Genomic DNA, 16000 nt, shown 5'->3' with positions numbered 1-16000 from the left:
CAATTATTCAATAACCGTACATCTATATCTTGATGAAGGTTTAAAATTTAGAAAGTATAAATGGTCGTTCTCAATTTTTGCAGGATAAAAAATGATTAATGGGTGTTTTAATGCCATAACCGTTTTATGTTCCATGATATTATTGTTTTCAATACCTGTACCATACAAAGCTCCTGTTCTTATAAGAACGGGTATTTTATTTTGCTCTTCTGCTATAGCAATCTGTTCAACTATTAAATCCATTAAATCAGATTCTTCGTCATCAGAATTAAAGATGAGATGGGGCGTGTCGGCAAAGTCTTTATAGTAACTCTCAAAATTATTCCAACCATCTTCGTTAATAAATTCTACAAGCAATTTTGCAATATCTATGTAGGAGAAGTTTTCCTCACTATTTAACTCCAACATTTTAGCATGGTATAAGTCTTCTTCTTCCGGTGGATAGGCAAAAAGAATACTGTTACCTCCGTTGGCAGTACGTCTTAACTGCTCTCTATTCGTTGTTTCAAGGCTGACTTTTAAATTGTCAAACTTGGCTTTATGGTCAGTTGTAAATGCCATTGGCTAAATCTTTAAAGTTAATTTTGGACTGTACTGATAAACTTGTACCCGAATAAGACATATCAATCAGGCCTTTTTGAGCAACTCTTTTTATTCTTTCAGCAAAACTCTCAGGGGCTATAAATGAAAAAGGTTGAAACTCATGATTCAATATATTGTTGGCCTCCGGATAAGCAGCTTTGAGCAAATGTAAATAAACTGCCAAAACATTATCCGATACTTGAACATGCTTTAATTGCTTTTTTTGTACTCCTTCTAAAAATCCTAACTTCCTCAATATGGTCAAATATTTAGATGCAATAGGGCCAATTGTTTTCTTAGTCCAATTTAAGGCCTTAAACTCAGCGTCAATCTCTTTCAAATGACTGATAAACGAATTTACATCTTCACCTGTAATTGTTGTTTTACCATTGAAGTAATATTTCAAATACAATTGCTCTGTAAGAATCCGAAAAAGCTTATTGTTTAAACTTAGTTGCCAAAATATTAGAAAGTTATAAGGTAAACTATTGTCTATATTATTAAAAAAGGAGTGATAAATATCTGAATGGTTATTATTCTTAAAACTAAGAATAGTAGATTTGATTCCACGGTAAAATCGACCTCTTCCTTCCTCTGTACGTATTCCAAAGATATTATCCTTAATCATCCTCTCTTTCAAGTTCGTTTCTCCACACACATTACTCCTCAGGGCCTCATGTATCATGTGGTAATCCTGAATCCCTCCTAATGAGTTTATATCTCCGTTATATTTCACTTTAGAATTTAATTATCCATAATATTTCACAATACTTGCCGGTTCATTAAGAGATTTGACACTTTCTTTGTATTTCTTTAATTTATAAAGCATCAACCATGTCCTAGTTCCTATCAAGATATTGAGTTATTTATTAGTTTCGTTTATTTTCTTTTAGTTCTTTTTGCAGCAATTACTGAATTACCTCAACTAAAGGTATTATGTCATTCTTACTACTTTCTAGTTTGAGAAAATAACAAATTAAGTCATATAATTGCATTATTTTCCATAGTATCTGGCATTTCCTGACAAAGGTCTATTGCTCCTACGTCAAACAATGTCAAATTTAGAAAAATAACGCACTATATAGTGAGAAAAAGTAATAAATATCAAATCCTACACCTTATGGATACTATCTAGTATACCTACAATGTCACCTAATAAACTTTTTTGTAATGGAGAAGCTGTCTCTTGAATCTTGAGCTTTAAATATTCTTGTGGCACTTGCTTTTTTATTAGCACCTTGGCAAGCCTACCTAATTCTCTCAATGGCAGTTCCACCCTTGTCTGGATGCAATTGCTTTGCTAATGTTCGATAGTGTTGTTTAGCTTGTTCTAAATTGGTAATATCACTAAAATACATCATAGTTGTTCAAATTCTTCAAGTGTTATACAAAAATGTTTTAAGATTAAGAGAAGTTGTTGTTTGTTATAATAATGGCGTTTGTTGTGTCCAGAATTTGCTATTTGCTCCTTTAATTCAGGACATAATTTTATATCTCGTCTTAGCTGTTGCATTGCTGCATCAACTGAAACGCTATTCGGATAAAGTTTTTTAACCAAATCCTGTTTTAATATGGTTCGTTGGACTATCATAATGCTGTGTTTGGGTTGAAAGAAGAACAGTAATGTGCTTGCAATAATGCTAAAAGCAGTGTTGTAGTGTATATTTTAAGTGCTTGAGACTGCTTTTTAAAGCTTTTTTGGATATGAAGATGTCCTAACCCTATGTTCAGACTATATCTAAGATACTTTTCCAGATATTGCCCAAATTGAAAGACTACTTGTTTAGTACAATAAGAATTTTGGCGCATAATTTATACAATTATACCCCTGACAGCTATGATGTAAAGATAACTTATTGAGAATTAATAATGGATGTGCAAATCTATAAAGAACATATATTTTACTAGCCTTACATTACTTAGCTTACTTAGTCGGGTTAAAGGATTAGTTTATTGACGATTACATTTTTTAGCAATCCTTTATTTTCTAAGTAACTAAGTAAGTACTATTAAAAATACCTAATTACTAAGTAAGCCTAAGTAACTGCAAGTAACCACCCACCGTTACAAAACACACAATAACTTATTGATAATTAATTAGTAATACCTTTTTAAGTAATATAAGTACCCTAAGTAACTAATATTGGTAGAGTATTTCGGATTTTGGGTGGAAAGTCCAACTAACTATTCTTTCTACCTTAAACTAAAAAAACGAGAGCCTCTATTTTTAGAAACTCTCGTTTATATATTTGAAGTTGACCTTGGCTTTTTAAGTGCCTCTATTAGGGACCTCAATGCTTACATTAAGCATGTCGAGATGAAATACAAAAGCAGTTGTACTGGTAAACCTTTTGTTACCTAATTCATCGAATTCTTGGCAACCTGTTTTGGCATCAATCTTTTTAAAACTAACCTTCTTGGTATCGCATATAAAAGCAGGACTATTTCTTAGGTAGTATTCTACGGTTGCATCAGGCAGTGGCTTATCCCCTTCTCTTAATGCTTGTGATTTGTATAAACTAAATACTCTACTAACGGATAAGTATAGAACATTTTCTGCCTCTTTTAATATGATATCGCTCTTTTGCCAAGATCCATTCTCTTTAAAGGTTCGGATTATTTTATCGGCATAAACTATCTTATAATCTCCTCCTTCAAACAGCATATTTGAACTGATCAGATATTGTACAGTTTTCCAGAAGATACCCAAATCGTCGTTACGTGCGGTTTCTTTGTTTTGTGTAATCATCATTTGTGTAAATAACTGAATGATGTCGTTGTACTTGAATGGAAGTTCTACAATATGTGCTACGGTTGCATAGGCAGAAGCTATGGTGAGCCAATTATTAAAGATTCGGGTTTCGATGGTAGTTGTTCCCAGAAGCTCACGAAACTGAACACTTACAGCATTTACTGTTTTATTGTAGTTCTTTGCAAAGGTTTCTCTGTGTTTGAGTAACTGATGGGTTATTTGAGTAAGTCCTTGTTTGTTGATTTGCTCCAGCTCTTCAAAGAGCTTTTTCTCCTCGAAAGAGAAAGTGGTTTTAGAGAAACCCAAGGCTATAAAACGACTAAATAAGGCAATATCAGCCGTTGCAATTTGCTGACCACAGACTATGATTCCCTGGCTTACTTTTGAGGTTTCCTTTTTCTTGTCCTTATCCATGTTCATGCGAGTTCGTCCAGTCTTATCCCAAAAGCCTTTTAATAGTTCTCGCTTCTCCATTTCTAGATCGTTTCGGTACTCATCTAAAACACAAACTGCATTAGCACTAGATGCTACATGGTCGGCAATGGATGGTTTACTTGAATTGTGAAGATTGGGTACTTTTCCTTTGCGGCCATACATATACAGAATACTTTCGGCACAGGTATTTTTCCCTGATCCTTTTTGGCCATACATGTTTAAAATGGGAAACTTGTCAAAGCGTTTAGAGATGATATCCATAAACAAACAGGCAAAATAGAACGATAGGGTTACAATGCCATTTTCGGCAAATACAGCTGTATATTTTTGCGCATACTCGTAAAGCGTAATGTTTCCTTCGTTATGAATAAAATGGCGCTCAAATTCAAATAGTGTATCATCCGTTTCATAAATTTCGGAACAGGCAGGAATATAGAAGTACTTTGAGATGTGCTGTACAATTCCATATCTATCGGCTTTTATAAACTTATCGCCATCGAAGATGCCATTACCCCAACAAAAGAAACCTTCACGCTGCCAACCCATTTGCGTAATTTCCTTGCAACTTTTTGTCTTTTCGTAAAGCCAGGCTTTTAGTTTATTGAGTTCGCTCTCCCCTCCTGTCCACAAGAAATTTCCCAATGATTCTATTTGCAATTTGAATGCAGTGATGCTCACCAGGTCTCTTTGTGGAAGTTCCATTATTTTAACCAAGTTATGACGGTTCTTTATCTCGTATAAACGTTTGGCATTTATGGGGCTTTCAATATGAAAAAGTGGAGCCATCACAAAATTAGAATGTGTTACATAGTCATCACCTTTTTTATTGCGGAATACATAACAGTTATTCTCAACATAGAAGCCCCATCTATTAAATTCATTTAAACTGACATCTTTAGGTATGGTATACTGCTGCGACCTTTTAGGTTCATCCTTACACAATTCCTTTACGGCATCCTGCCATGCCTTTTTAGGCTTAATTTGATCTGCAGCAAACTCAATATATACTTCTTGTTTTGTTTTATCGTAATTGGCAATGAGTTTTGATATACGCTTTATGGCTTCAGACTTGAATACAGGATCTGAACTTGACTTTTCGGTATATTGAGCCGTTTTAAAGATGATGTAATCCGTCTGCTTCTCATTATATTCGAGAAACACATCCTTACTTTTAAATAAGGAGTCTGGATCTTGCCTCTCTGGTAAAATAATTACCGATACATGAAACTGGTTTTTAATGAGTATTTCTGCATTTCTGTCTGTTGCTCTTAATCCTGCAGCATCTCCATCGTAAATGAGTGTTGCTTTGTTGGTATATCGTTTTAATAATTTAGCTTGTGCTGAGGTTAATGCAGTTCCTCCAGAAGCAACAGTATTGATTACGCCAATGGAATGCATCCTGAGCACATCTGAATATCCTTCGGCAATATAAACTCGCTCTTCATTCCTTATGGCAAAACGAGCGGCATTTAATCCATACAACTCGTTTCCCTTTACATAGATGGTACTTTCTGGTGTATTGAGGTACTTTATTTTTGGATTCTCGTTTAAGTCACGCCCAGCAAAAGCAATGGTTTGTCCTGTTGAATTAGAGATAGGAAATATCAAGCGGTTTCTTAGAAAGTCATAAATACCTTTCTCATTACTTTTTAGTACGCCAATATCTTCTAATATTTCTGTTTTAAGCCCTTTTTCCCTAGCATATGCCAACAAAGCATTACCATCGGGCGCATAACCAATGCTAAAACTATCACCGTTAGGAATAACTAGATTACGTTGTTTTATATAGTTCTGAGCTTTATTGTGATTCAAATTATCAGTAAAGAAACACTCTACTATATTACATGCAATGTGCAGACTCTCGAGATGTCTATATTTAGCTTCATCGAATTTAGTACTGGGCTTCCATTCAAATGAAACATTAAGTTTCTTTGCTCCTATCTCGACCGCCTCTTTAAATTCTACACCCTCGTGTTGTTTAATAAACTCGATGGCATTACCGCCCTTATCACATCCAAAACATTTAAAGATCCCTTTGGCAGGATTAACCATAAACGATGCTGTTTTCTCATTATGAAATGGACAACAGGCTTTGTAATTGGTTCCGGACTTTTTGAGTTCAATAAAATTAGAAATAACGGTTAGTATATCTCCATTTATATGTTCTATTATTGTATTTGCATCCATTAGGCTACTTATTCTAAATAAAAAAGGTGGAGCTGCCCTTGTACAACTCCACCAAAACCAATCTAGCTGTCAAGGGTGGTTATTAAATCTTTGATTTCTTTCAATGAGAAACAGAGAAGTTTCTCAGTATCCATTGCTGCTGTAAGTTCAATACGAGCGATAAGACTCTCCCTCCAACTTGGAAGCATGTATATTATCCTACAACTATTAATGAAACTCAAACGCAAGCTTATATTTTCAGACCATGTGAGTTTATCAAGCTCTTTTTCTTCAGGGATAATAAGTGTGCAGCCCAAATCCAATAAATCAATCTTTAATTGATTGAGTGCACACATATCCGTTTCATGGTTAATACCAGATATGTAAATAATCATACACCCATTTATTGATTAGGATTACCCCTATTGTTTTTCCTTTCACGAATACCATTAAGGCGGTCTGTATACAATTTACTAAGTCCATCAATAGTTTGTATATGACTGCGAACGATGCGGCTCTCGAGCAATCGACTGACTTCTGATAAAGTATAGTAGGCTTTTTTACCTATGAAAGAATACGTGATCTCGCCTTTAGATCGTAGGCGTTGTAAAGTGCGAGGGCTAATTTTTAGGATAGAACAAATATCTCCACTATCAACCCAGGCTTCGTCAAAATTTATAGCCTTATGTTGCTCAAGCATGGTTTGGGAAAGAGAATCTATTTTATCCAAGAGAGCCTGATAGGCTTCTGATTCTATTGTTATCACATTCATACATTAGTATTTTAGTTTGGTACAAATGTGATAACATGGATAATATTAAGAACTCTACTTGAGTATCAAGTAGAGCATTTTCTTTTAAGAGGCTAGCATTTTTTGGTTAAATTTTTCTGCTAAACCACTAAGAAAATAAGCACGTTGATCATTATCCTTCTTAGGCTTTCTATTAGCCATTTTATTGAGTTCTGTATGATAATTGTCTAAGTTTACCCCAAATATATCATGAAAATAGGATAGTATATTTTCAGTAGTTATATCACCCTTGTTAATACACTTAGCTTCGCCTAAAGCGGATATTAATTCTATTAATGAACGAGTACTAGCTGTCCATTTAAACTGTCTAGTTTTACTTTTTTCCTCTATCTGCTGAACGTTATCTAATTCTGGATAAATGTTTAATCCTTCTAGTTCTACACATACATATTTAATCATGGCCTGTATGAAATTTTGTAAAGCTTGGCTCTTATTAAGGCAATCCAACTCCATGAACCACTTTACACTTAGTTTTAAACAGTTCAGGTTTAAGTAAGTTTGCTTCACATTAGGACCCTCATAACAAGTATTTGATACAAATTGCCCCCACTCCTTTAATAAGGATTCGAATTCAGCTACCCCAACTGAATCAGATTCAAATTTCCGTTCAATCATCCTTAAATAGTTTTCTGTCTTTTGTTCCATTATGTAATTAGTGTTTAGATTAAAATAAAGACTTGCGACTTAGCATAGTATATAGAACAACCAAACATGATAAATGTCGTGTTAAAAGATTTAAAAAAAACAATAGGATTGCTAATTCAATATTATTACGTAAATTGAGAAACGAAATATTGTAGGTTTTGGCTTAACTTTGGCATAGTAAAAAAGAGTAGCTAAATCGTAGCTTGTTTGATTAAGCTGTTTTTAAAACATTGATATATAGCAAAGTAAGTGAAGGGTTCAACATCCTCACTCTCCGCTGATACAGATGTCATAAATAGACACTAAACGGACAAGTCCCACAATATGAGAGTATTGTGGGACTTTTTTTATACGTCAATATTTGCTATGTCTGGCCTAAAATGGGATCACCGGCAAAAGTTGGGTCTGAAACAAAAAGTACATAGTTTTGCAGTATGTCCGAATTAAGCACACAATTATTAGTACTTATCCTACCGGAAGGAATACTTGATTATTTTAAAATTACTGACTTCAAGCAAGAAAAAAGTGGTCAATGTATTATTTCAATTTCATCAGTTTTTGAATTTTGGTTCTCAGCACCTTAGTTGAAAAAAGTCTAATATAACCAGTTGGGGTGCTGAGCACTTCTACTAAAAAACTGTTTTCATTAGAACAAACCCAATCTTATAGACCACCAACCTATAATATGTCCCGTTTTCTAACATTACAACAACACTTTATCTTTCAACAAATACAATACACATTGTAATTTCAATATTATATTCCGAACCTAACAAAGTATTTTCTCAAAATACATTTTGAACATTTGAGCTTGAAAAACATTACCATTATTAATCAAATCGAATGGATAAAGCTATTCAAGTTCATATCTTTTTCCATGTTAATCTTAGCTCGAAGGCGATGCCTTCCCATACGAATACTGCCCACTGATATACCAAGTAGATGTGACATTTCTTTACTCGTAAAGTTCAATTTTATGAGGGCACAAATTTTAAGATCTGCGGGACTTAAGCCAGGAACTTTTTCTTTTAAACGTTCGTAGAAACCTTCATTTACGGACATAAATCGAGTATTAAACTCCTCCCACAAACTTACACTTTGATGATTAATTGAGGTCAAAAATGAATTGGTGGTTTTATTATTTAAATTTTCCTTTAAGTAGGAGCTAAGTTTTTTAATTACCTCTTCTTTTTCAATCAACTGCAACATTGTACTAGTTAACTCCTTATTCTTAGTTTCTAATAGTGCAGCCGACTCTTTCTGTTTTTCCTCATTATCTAATTTTTCTCTCTGATGTTTTTTATTCATCATTCTGCTACGCAGGATTAATCCAATGATGATAAGCAGAAATATAGAGGAATAAAGAATAATCCTAAAACCTAGGATTTCTTTCTTTTGCTCTGCAAGCAATAAATTTTTCTGAACGAGTTCTGTATCTCTTTTTCTCAACTCTTCATTATAGCGATTACGGATGGTTAAGAACCCTTTATTTTTAGTATTTTTTGCACTAAATAGCCTATTATCTATTAGTTTAGATTTTTTTATATAATTATATGCATTGGAACTTCTGCCGGTTCGTATCAGCGAAAGTGAGAACTGTGTATAGAGTTGCGATTTATGAGAGGTTTCTTTATTAATCGAATCGTATAACTTAATGGCATTTCTATAGTAAGGCAATGATATTTGATAGTTACCAATACCTTGGTTTACATTACCCAAGGTAGTGTAAACATAAATTTTTGAGTAGATATATAAGATGTCTTGTTGCGTATTTACATCGGCCTTTAAAAGCTGTTGCTCACAATTTAAGAGTAAATCTAATGCCTCACTCGGCTTTTTTTGATGATAGAGTAATGTAGCTTTTCTTTCCAATAAAATAATCCGATTGGGTAAGGGTAAATCTATTGAATCGGCTATATAAAAACACGTATCAAGATAACACTTCGTGATCTCAATATTTCTTAAGCGCTGGTTAGTAAGAGCTAAGTTGTAATATGGGCGAATTAGCTCTGACGAGGTAATGATTTTGTTTTGATAAGCTTTTAAGTAATAGTTACATGATTTCCTAAAGTGCTCTTTCGTTAAGTCATACTGATCAAATGTATTGTTTAACAATCCTAATTCTTCATGCGCTTTAGCCTGAAAATAAATATCATTAATCTCTTCGGCCAAAAAGAGTGCCTCTCCAGAATAATTAAATGCCGAACTATAATTTAGGTTTACTCGTTCAACTGAACTGAGAGTGATTAAGCTTTTAATAAGTTTAACTGTATCCTGGTTATTTCTAGCATTACGATGCACCTTTTCCATCCTGTTTTTTATCACATCATATTCCATTTCTAATATCGATTCATTAGAAATTAAATTTGTTTCCTGATGCTGACTAAGTAATAAGTCCGGATTAATAATGTTATAAAGTAAAATCAACAAAAACGCCCTTGATATCCTTGAGTAATAGTATCTAAATATCATATTATCAACCTATTTCGATCATTATAATTTATTTCATAAAAACTAGCATGTTAATACTTTGTGACGCTGTTTTTTTTAAATGTTATAACTATGTAACGGTAATTTTTCTACTTATAAAAACATTGTATTTAACATTGCAAGCATACAATTCCACAGGCAAATATATGTTTTTTGAAGTTTAATATTCTTCGGATGATTAAAATGTTCTTGTATTTGAACTTCTTCTTAAAACACAATTAAAATATAAAGATGAAGAAATTACTATTTGTTTTCAGTTTGGCGCTTTTTAACCACAGTTTCTCAAACTCAAAAATACAGTATTACTAATAATTCTAATAATCCAACGCCTTCAGAGTTTAAATAGCCCGAAGGTGTTCATTTCAATAAATTCATTTTTTTTAAATCTTTAAATTACAGTATTATGATTAAAAATTTACAAAGATCAATTATCATTTTAAGCATCATTTTAGGTTTTAATACTAGCCTTTCAGCGCAAGGAGTAACATCAGTTTCTGTTCCCCAAGGAATACATTATGTAGGAAGCACTATTCCTGTAACTATTGAATACACTACAAGAACTGGTGAAGGTCTGCAAGATAAAATAGCTATTGCAGTTCAAGTTACACAGGTAGAAGGAGAAGCTCCTGTTTGGATTTTTGCACAAAAGCCTCAAGTAACACAAGGTACAACATCAATCACAGTAAATATTACTATTCCAACAGATGCAGGTGCTATTACCGGACCAGCATTTTTTAATGCAAAAATGCAACCCGTTGAAGGAGGTGCCACTATAGGTAGCCAAGTAAATTATGAATATACTTTGTCTGATATAGCATTAGATGTTGCGAAGAAAGAAACTGTAGATTTTACAGTATCACCTAATCCTGCATCTGAGTATTTAACTATCGCTACTCCTGAAGGAGCTACTATTGAAGTGATTAATTCAACAGGAGCTACGCTAAAGAAATTAGATAAAGCAAGTGCTTCAACAACATTATCAATTTCGGATTTATCCCCAGGAATTTACTTTGTTAAGGTAAGCTCATCAGGTGCAATATCAATTAAAAAAGTTTTAGTACAATAATTTAGCGTTTACAGTAGGTGCAGGGATCCCCAGTCTCTGCACTGTCTATAATTTTCTTAAAATAAAATAATGTAATATTAGTTACCTCACCCACTCCTATGTTATGCGAAATAGTGATCATATTATTTTATTGTTGTAGTGTGTAAAAACAACAAATACTATTTAGAACAGAAGTAATTATGAAAAAGACGTATAGCATAAACACAATAAGGTTAGTAATATCAGATGCGAGAAAGGTAATTCAGTAGTAATATTTTTCCGTGTCCGGCAAATGACAAGGCTATACAAATAGTCACTGCTTATTTGTATTATGCTTTAGGAAAAAACTCTGAACGACTTAGATATCCAAAAATCTAAATCTGATATTCACATCATTATTTCGAAATACAAGGAAATATCTACTATATAGATAAAAGACTACAAATTTCATCGTGTACTTGTAAAATAAAGACTTTAAAAAGGTTTTCATAAAAAATAAAATACTCATACTAATGCATAAATATAAAAGAATACTCATGCTTATATTTGCAGTTAGTTCTATCATAACTTCTGCAAAGGCTGATATTGTAAATTTTCTAACTGATGATAATTATGGTTTCGAAAATGGAGGTCAAGCGTTATATTTTCAACATGACACATGGAGTGTAACTCAAGAAAAGGCTGCCCCCTCTGGCAATTACAGTTTAAAATACGAAAGCGACGTGGCTGTTACGAGTCAGAATAAAGTTAATGGGGGATCAAATGGATCTACAATTTCATTACCCGCTGGAACCTATAAATTTAAAGTGAAGGTATGGCTACAGTCTGCTGCTGAGATATCAGGTTTTACCTTTGTTTTAAAAGAACCATTTACAACTTTTAATTACAGTTTTAATGGTATAGAACGTGAACAATGGGTAGAGCTCGAAATAGAACAAACATTTAATACTGAGGTGATCGATTCTGAATGTCTTTTTAAAATTGAAAGTTCACATGGTGGAAAGGGTGTTTTTTACATTGACGATTTTCAGATTTGGGGTGAAGCTATTATTCCACCAGTAGAAGTGCCCTATTCCAGTATTATAGAAACTGTAGAATCCAACAATATTAGCTTACCTGCTGCTGATTATAATATGCATTTGAAAGTATGGGTAGAAGAGTCTACCTCCATATCCTCCTTTTATACTCAGCTAAAAGAGCCTTTTGTTAGCTTAAAATGGGATATAGCAGCAGTTGCAAAAGGTGAATGGGTTGAGCTAAAACAAGAAATGAGCTTAAGTTCAGATTGCGAAAATACTTCATTTGTATTACAAGTGGCAAACAATCCAGACTACGGTGGAGGAATCGGAACATTTTACATTGATGATATCGTTTTTATAAAAAAAGATGATACGGGTGTCGATGATGACACTAAATTCTCGTACAGAGTATTTCCTAACCCTGCTTCTCAATTATTGCAAATAGAAAGTGAAATACCTGCTGACTATATTTTATATAATGTTTCAGGAAGGATAGTGAAAAAATCATCATTAAAGAGCCAATCGATAACTATTCCTGTATCTGATATCTCAAAAGGAATGTACCTGTTACAAATAAAAACTCAAAAGGGTATTGTGGTAGAATCTGTAATCATAAAATAAAATTGCTGCACAGATTCATAATATTTAAAAACAACACAAGTAGTACAAATAACTGAACAACATATTGTTACAATCTTAAATCGCACCAACTATAACTATTTCAATAAATATTAAACGCATGAAAATACTCTTCTTTTTAACTTATATTTTTTTCGCTTGTTCATTCACATTAATAGCTCAACATGGTAGCGGAGATAAACAAATCGATTTTGAAAACAACCAATCAGATTGGCGTAACAATAATCCGGAATATTGGAAATTAACAACAGAGAAATCTGTTTCAGAGAATACTAGCTTAAAATATGATATACAAGACGTATATTCATCTCAAGCCATAGTGAGTATTGATGTTGAACATACCATTAGAAAATTAAAAACTGCTATAACAACTAATGGAAATATAATTGTAGCAAGCAGTTATAATGGTGTGGTAATGGGAATTGACTATAGTGGTGTGATTCTATGGAAAAATGACCTGGGCAAAGGCATTATGAACCATGACATTTGGTGTGCAGATATTACAAATGATGGAGTTGATGAAATTTTGGTAGCCAGTGGTAGCGGTACTGTTTTTTGCTTAAATGCAGAAGGAAAAACGCTATGGCAATTTCAAGAAAATGAGTTTCCTATGATTTCTGTCTGTTCCGTAAAAAACACTCAAGGAGAATCCTATGTTGCTTGTGGTGGCGGCGATATGAATTTCTATTATCTATCTGCTACCGGAGAATTATTAAAAACAATGCCCTCATCTAGCTATTCTACCATATGGTTTAATCCAAAGTTTGATGATGGGCATATACTTCACGATGTTCATACCATAAATTTTTTGCGTGCCATACCACAAGCTGATGGCTCAGATGTATTAGCTGTAAATGCGGTTATTAGTCATGGCGAACCTTCAACTGATTTGTATTTATTTAAACCTTTAGAAGACTCCTTTTTTAAAAAGATAAAAACGCCACATGAGAATGGTCGTATTGCAGAAATGCGAGTAAGAGATATTGATGAAGATGGCAATTATGAGCTATTACTTGGCGCTGCAAACGCTAATCAAGAACCAAACATGGGCATATTAGATGTTACTACTGGTAATATAACAACTTTTTATGCAGGACAGGAAATGAACCTCGCTTTTGGTTATAGAGTTATACACCCCGATGTTATAAAAATAAATAATGAGACCTATTATTTTATATTAACTGGAAATCAAATAGGATTGATACCCGAATCTCTAGATGCTAGCAAACTAGAGGTGATAAACAGCAACTACTCTTATAATTCAATGTGGAAAGATCCAACTTGTAATAAAATTATTCTGGGAAGTTCGCAAAGCGGTGGAAGCTGTATTCATATCCTAGATTTAGATAATATTGATTGGAAACAAGAGTATGCTGAATTAACACCTCCGGGAAATATTACAGCTATCCTTTCAAATACACAAGAGGCAAGGGATGCGCTTATAGGTTATGAGAAACCATCTTGGGAAAGAGATCCATTAAAAGTGTATATAATGGATACACCTGATGGAGCTAGCGATGTTATTTCTAATATTAAAAATAATTATTCCAGTCCTGAGTTTCTAAATCACGTTTTCTCAAAAAACGTTGAAAATTGGGATCGTTCGGTACTAAACAACGCTCATTTTGAAGAAGGACGTGATCAACGAAAGATATATGATTTAACACAACAACAAGTTTTAGATATGCTGATTCCAGCATACGATAATGAGCCGGGAATTACTTTTCGTGGAGGTCATGGCAGAGATGTCTATTTCTATAACCCTGAAACCACAAAAAAAGTGATTGATGGAGCTAACAACAAAAAAACGGTTATTATTTATCCTGAGTTAGATGCTGATGAACCAGTATTTGAATTTGCAATGGATAATTTGTTTTATCCTTTGGCAGAATATTCACAGGGGAAAAATGCAAATATTTATATCCGTAGCAAACATGCCTTCTGGTATTCAACATCGTATACTCCGCACTGGTCGCGTTTTTTAACAGGCGAATTTGCTGATGTATTTGTGCCTTCGATGGAAGAAACAGAAGATATGTCGATGGACCAAACCATTGCCGGCAGAATGGGGATGTGGGCCAGCGGTGTAGTGAATGATTGGGGCTGCAGAGCTGCACGCGACAATACTAACTTTATGCGTTCTCGAAGTCATTGTCATCAAATGTTACCTAACCACTTTTTGCGCTATTGTATTTATAATATAGCTAGTGGTGCCAGATACCCACAAAATTTTGAAGTAGATGCAGACTATATGAGTTTCTTGTATGAGTTGATAGCGAAGGGTGCTTTATACGTACCTAAACGTTCTGAAATAGTTAGCTTTTCACCTGTACACCTGAGTATGGTAAACCCAGGGGATAAATTTTTACGAGAAGCTAATGATGGTAGTTGGACTGTTAGAGAAGATGCTGAGCTAAAAGGGGATGATGCTTATGTATTTGGACGTTTAACCGGAGGCTGGTCTGGAGCTAAGGTTTCAGATTGGGATTTCTCAAGTTACGCATCTGGAGCTAAAGATCGTCGTTTAAACTTTTTACCACCTTATAAAAACGGATTGGTAATGATCACCCCTGTTCAAAATGGTGTGTATGCTGATGAAGATGCACCACGAGGAAAACTAACGGATCATTTACATCCTATCTACAAAGACATCATGAAGGAGTACATCACCAATGGTCACAATTATATATCATCAGATGGAACGCAAACTTATAAGGCAGATGAATATTACACAACTGTAGCTGCTGAAATTAAAGAGAGTGCTAAACAGCTACCATTAACGGTTACCGGCGAGGTGGCATGGGTCGTTTCTCAAACATCACCTACACACTTGCGTTTAACTATTATTGATGGTGGTTATATAAATCCAAGTGATAAGAAGGCAACAGTAACTTTTAATACAGTTAACCCTGCAAGTATGACCGATATTTTAGATAGGACATCGTTTAACGTCAATAATTCATCTGTAGAAGTAGATATTAAGTGCGGTTTATTCCGTTTTATTGATATTGAGTTACAGGAAGAACTAAAATAACTATCACTTATTACTTTCCTGTAATAGAAAATTCTGAGATAATCATTACCCCAAACTAGAAATGGTTTGGGGTAATAAATTAAACATGAATTATGCGTTAGGATTTCGTCATGAGCATTAAATGCGCAAGAAAACAGGCACTTATTGATACGAGGCATAGCATCGCTATGGTGAGTTCAGATAAGTAAATGAAACGTCCTGTTTTGAAGCAGTTTTAATGCGCAATAGAACTTCTAATGCATATTTCAGGTTAAAACAGCCAGAATCCCAAGCAAGCTGTTTCCCTTCCCTATTGTTTTAATAAAACAATACCCTCTTATTGCTCGAATATCAATTCCATTATTAAAAAGCTTGATGAGTCGACCTATGTACTTGGTACGAA

Annotated in this window: 11 protein-coding genes; 3 read left to right on the top strand and 8 right to left on the bottom strand. The window is 33.9% G+C overall.

The window, feature by feature from the left end; translation table 11 throughout:
- Positions 1–3 precede the first annotated feature (3 nt).
- The 8 genes from A8B35_RS21000 to A8B35_RS20965 all read right to left on the bottom strand — a co-directional run bounded on the left by A8B35_RS21000 (position 4) and on the right by A8B35_RS20965 (position 9863).
- Complete coding sequence (locus A8B35_RS21000; RefSeq protein ID WP_075603946.1) at positions 4–561, bottom strand: BREX protein BrxB domain-containing protein; 558 nt, start codon at positions 559–561, stop codon at positions 4–6.
- Positions 545–1318 carry a BrxA family protein gene (locus A8B35_RS20995; protein WP_075603945.1) on the bottom strand — a complete coding sequence of 258 codons (774 nt, stop codon included), beginning with the start codon at positions 1316–1318 and terminating at the stop codon, positions 545–547. Before A8B35_RS20995 ends, A8B35_RS21000 begins: the two co-directional genes overlap by 17 nt.
- Before the next feature lie 621 nt (positions 1319–1939).
- On the bottom strand, positions 1940–2173 hold the full coding sequence (locus A8B35_RS20990; protein WP_075603944.1) for a DUF4248 domain-containing protein: 234 nt from the start codon (positions 2171–2173) through the stop codon (positions 1940–1942).
- A gap of 678 nt (positions 2174–2851) precedes the next feature.
- Entirely contained in the window at positions 2852–5956 is a 3105-nt protein-coding gene (dnaG, locus tag A8B35_RS20985) for a DNA primase (protein ID WP_075603943.1), read from the bottom strand.
- A 62-nt stretch (positions 5957–6018) separates the two neighbouring features.
- Positions 6019–6330: a DUF4406 domain-containing protein gene (locus A8B35_RS20980; RefSeq protein WP_075603942.1), complete on the bottom strand. Its 312-nt coding sequence runs from the start codon at positions 6328–6330 to the stop codon at positions 6019–6021.
- Between the two features lie 8 nt (positions 6331–6338).
- Entirely contained in the window at positions 6339–6707 is a 369-nt protein-coding gene (locus A8B35_RS20975; RefSeq protein WP_075603941.1) for a helix-turn-helix domain-containing protein, read from the bottom strand.
- 84 nt (positions 6708–6791) lie between these two features.
- On the bottom strand, positions 6792–7391 hold the full coding sequence (locus A8B35_RS20970; protein ID WP_075603940.1) for an RteC domain-containing protein: 600 nt from the start codon (positions 7389–7391) through the stop codon (positions 6792–6794).
- A gap of 834 nt (positions 7392–8225) precedes the next feature.
- The gene (locus A8B35_RS20965; RefSeq protein ID WP_139314963.1) at positions 8226–9863 is read right to left on the bottom strand and encodes a helix-turn-helix transcriptional regulator; all 1638 of its coding nucleotides are present in this window, start codon (positions 9861–9863) and stop codon (positions 8226–8228) included.
- Between the two features lie 421 nt (positions 9864–10284).
- Between A8B35_RS20965 and A8B35_RS20960 the strand changes: the two genes are divergently transcribed.
- The 3 genes from A8B35_RS20960 to A8B35_RS20950 all read left to right on the top strand — a co-directional run bounded on the left by A8B35_RS20960 (position 10285) and on the right by A8B35_RS20950 (position 15618).
- Positions 10285–10947: a T9SS type A sorting domain-containing protein gene (locus tag A8B35_RS20960; protein WP_075603938.1), complete on the top strand. Its 663-nt coding sequence runs from the start codon at positions 10285–10287 to the stop codon at positions 10945–10947.
- 515 nt (positions 10948–11462) lie between these two features.
- Entirely contained in the window at positions 11463–12566 is a 1104-nt protein-coding gene (locus A8B35_RS20955; protein WP_075603937.1) for a T9SS type A sorting domain-containing protein, read from the top strand.
- Between the two features lie 118 nt (positions 12567–12684).
- Positions 12685–15618, top strand: coding sequence for a hypothetical protein (locus tag A8B35_RS20950; protein WP_083634632.1), 2934 nt, complete (start codon positions 12685–12687; stop codon positions 15616–15618).
- Positions 15619–16000 lie beyond the last annotated feature (382 nt).

The organism is Saccharicrinis aurantiacus (assembly GCF_001660705.2).
In the GTDB taxonomy this organism is placed as follows: Bacteria; Bacteroidota; Bacteroidia; order Bacteroidales; family Marinilabiliaceae; genus Saccharicrinis; species Saccharicrinis aurantiacus.
Note: the sequence above shows the minus strand (reverse complement) of the source record. Positions and strands in the feature narration are given on the sequence as shown.

What these genes read in the sequence shown, in the direction of transcription:
- A8B35_RS21000 (WP_075603946.1), bottom strand. Translation starts at nt 561, where the DNA reads ATGGCATTTACAACTGACCATAAAGCCAAGTTTGACAATTTAAAAGTC.
- A8B35_RS20990 (WP_075603944.1), bottom strand. Translation starts at nt 2,173, where the DNA reads ATGATAGTCCAACGAACCATATTAAAACAGGATTTGGTTAAAAAACTT.
- dnaG (WP_075603943.1), bottom strand. Translation starts at nt 5,956, where the DNA reads ATGGATGCAAATACAATAATAGAACATATAAATGGAGATATACTAACC.
- A8B35_RS20980 (WP_075603942.1), bottom strand. Translation starts at nt 6,330, where the DNA reads ATGATTATTTACATATCTGGTATTAACCATGAAACGGATATGTGTGCA.
- A8B35_RS20975 (WP_075603941.1), bottom strand. Translation starts at nt 6,707, where the DNA reads ATGAATGTGATAACAATAGAATCAGAAGCCTATCAGGCTCTCTTGGAT.
- A8B35_RS20970 (WP_075603940.1), bottom strand. Translation starts at nt 7,391, where the DNA reads ATGGAACAAAAGACAGAAAACTATTTAAGGATGATTGAACGGAAATTT.
- A8B35_RS20965 (WP_139314963.1), bottom strand. Translation starts at nt 9,863, where the DNA reads ATGATATTTAGATACTATTACTCAAGGATATCAAGGGCGTTTTTGTTG.
- A8B35_RS20960 (WP_075603938.1), top strand. Translation starts at nt 10,285, where the DNA reads ATGATTAAAAATTTACAAAGATCAATTATCATTTTAAGCATCATTTTA.
- A8B35_RS20955 (WP_075603937.1), top strand. Translation starts at nt 11,463, where the DNA reads ATGCTTATATTTGCAGTTAGTTCTATCATAACTTCTGCAAAGGCTGAT.
- A8B35_RS20950 (WP_083634632.1), top strand. Translation starts at nt 12,685, where the DNA reads ATGAAAATACTCTTCTTTTTAACTTATATTTTTTTCGCTTGTTCATTC.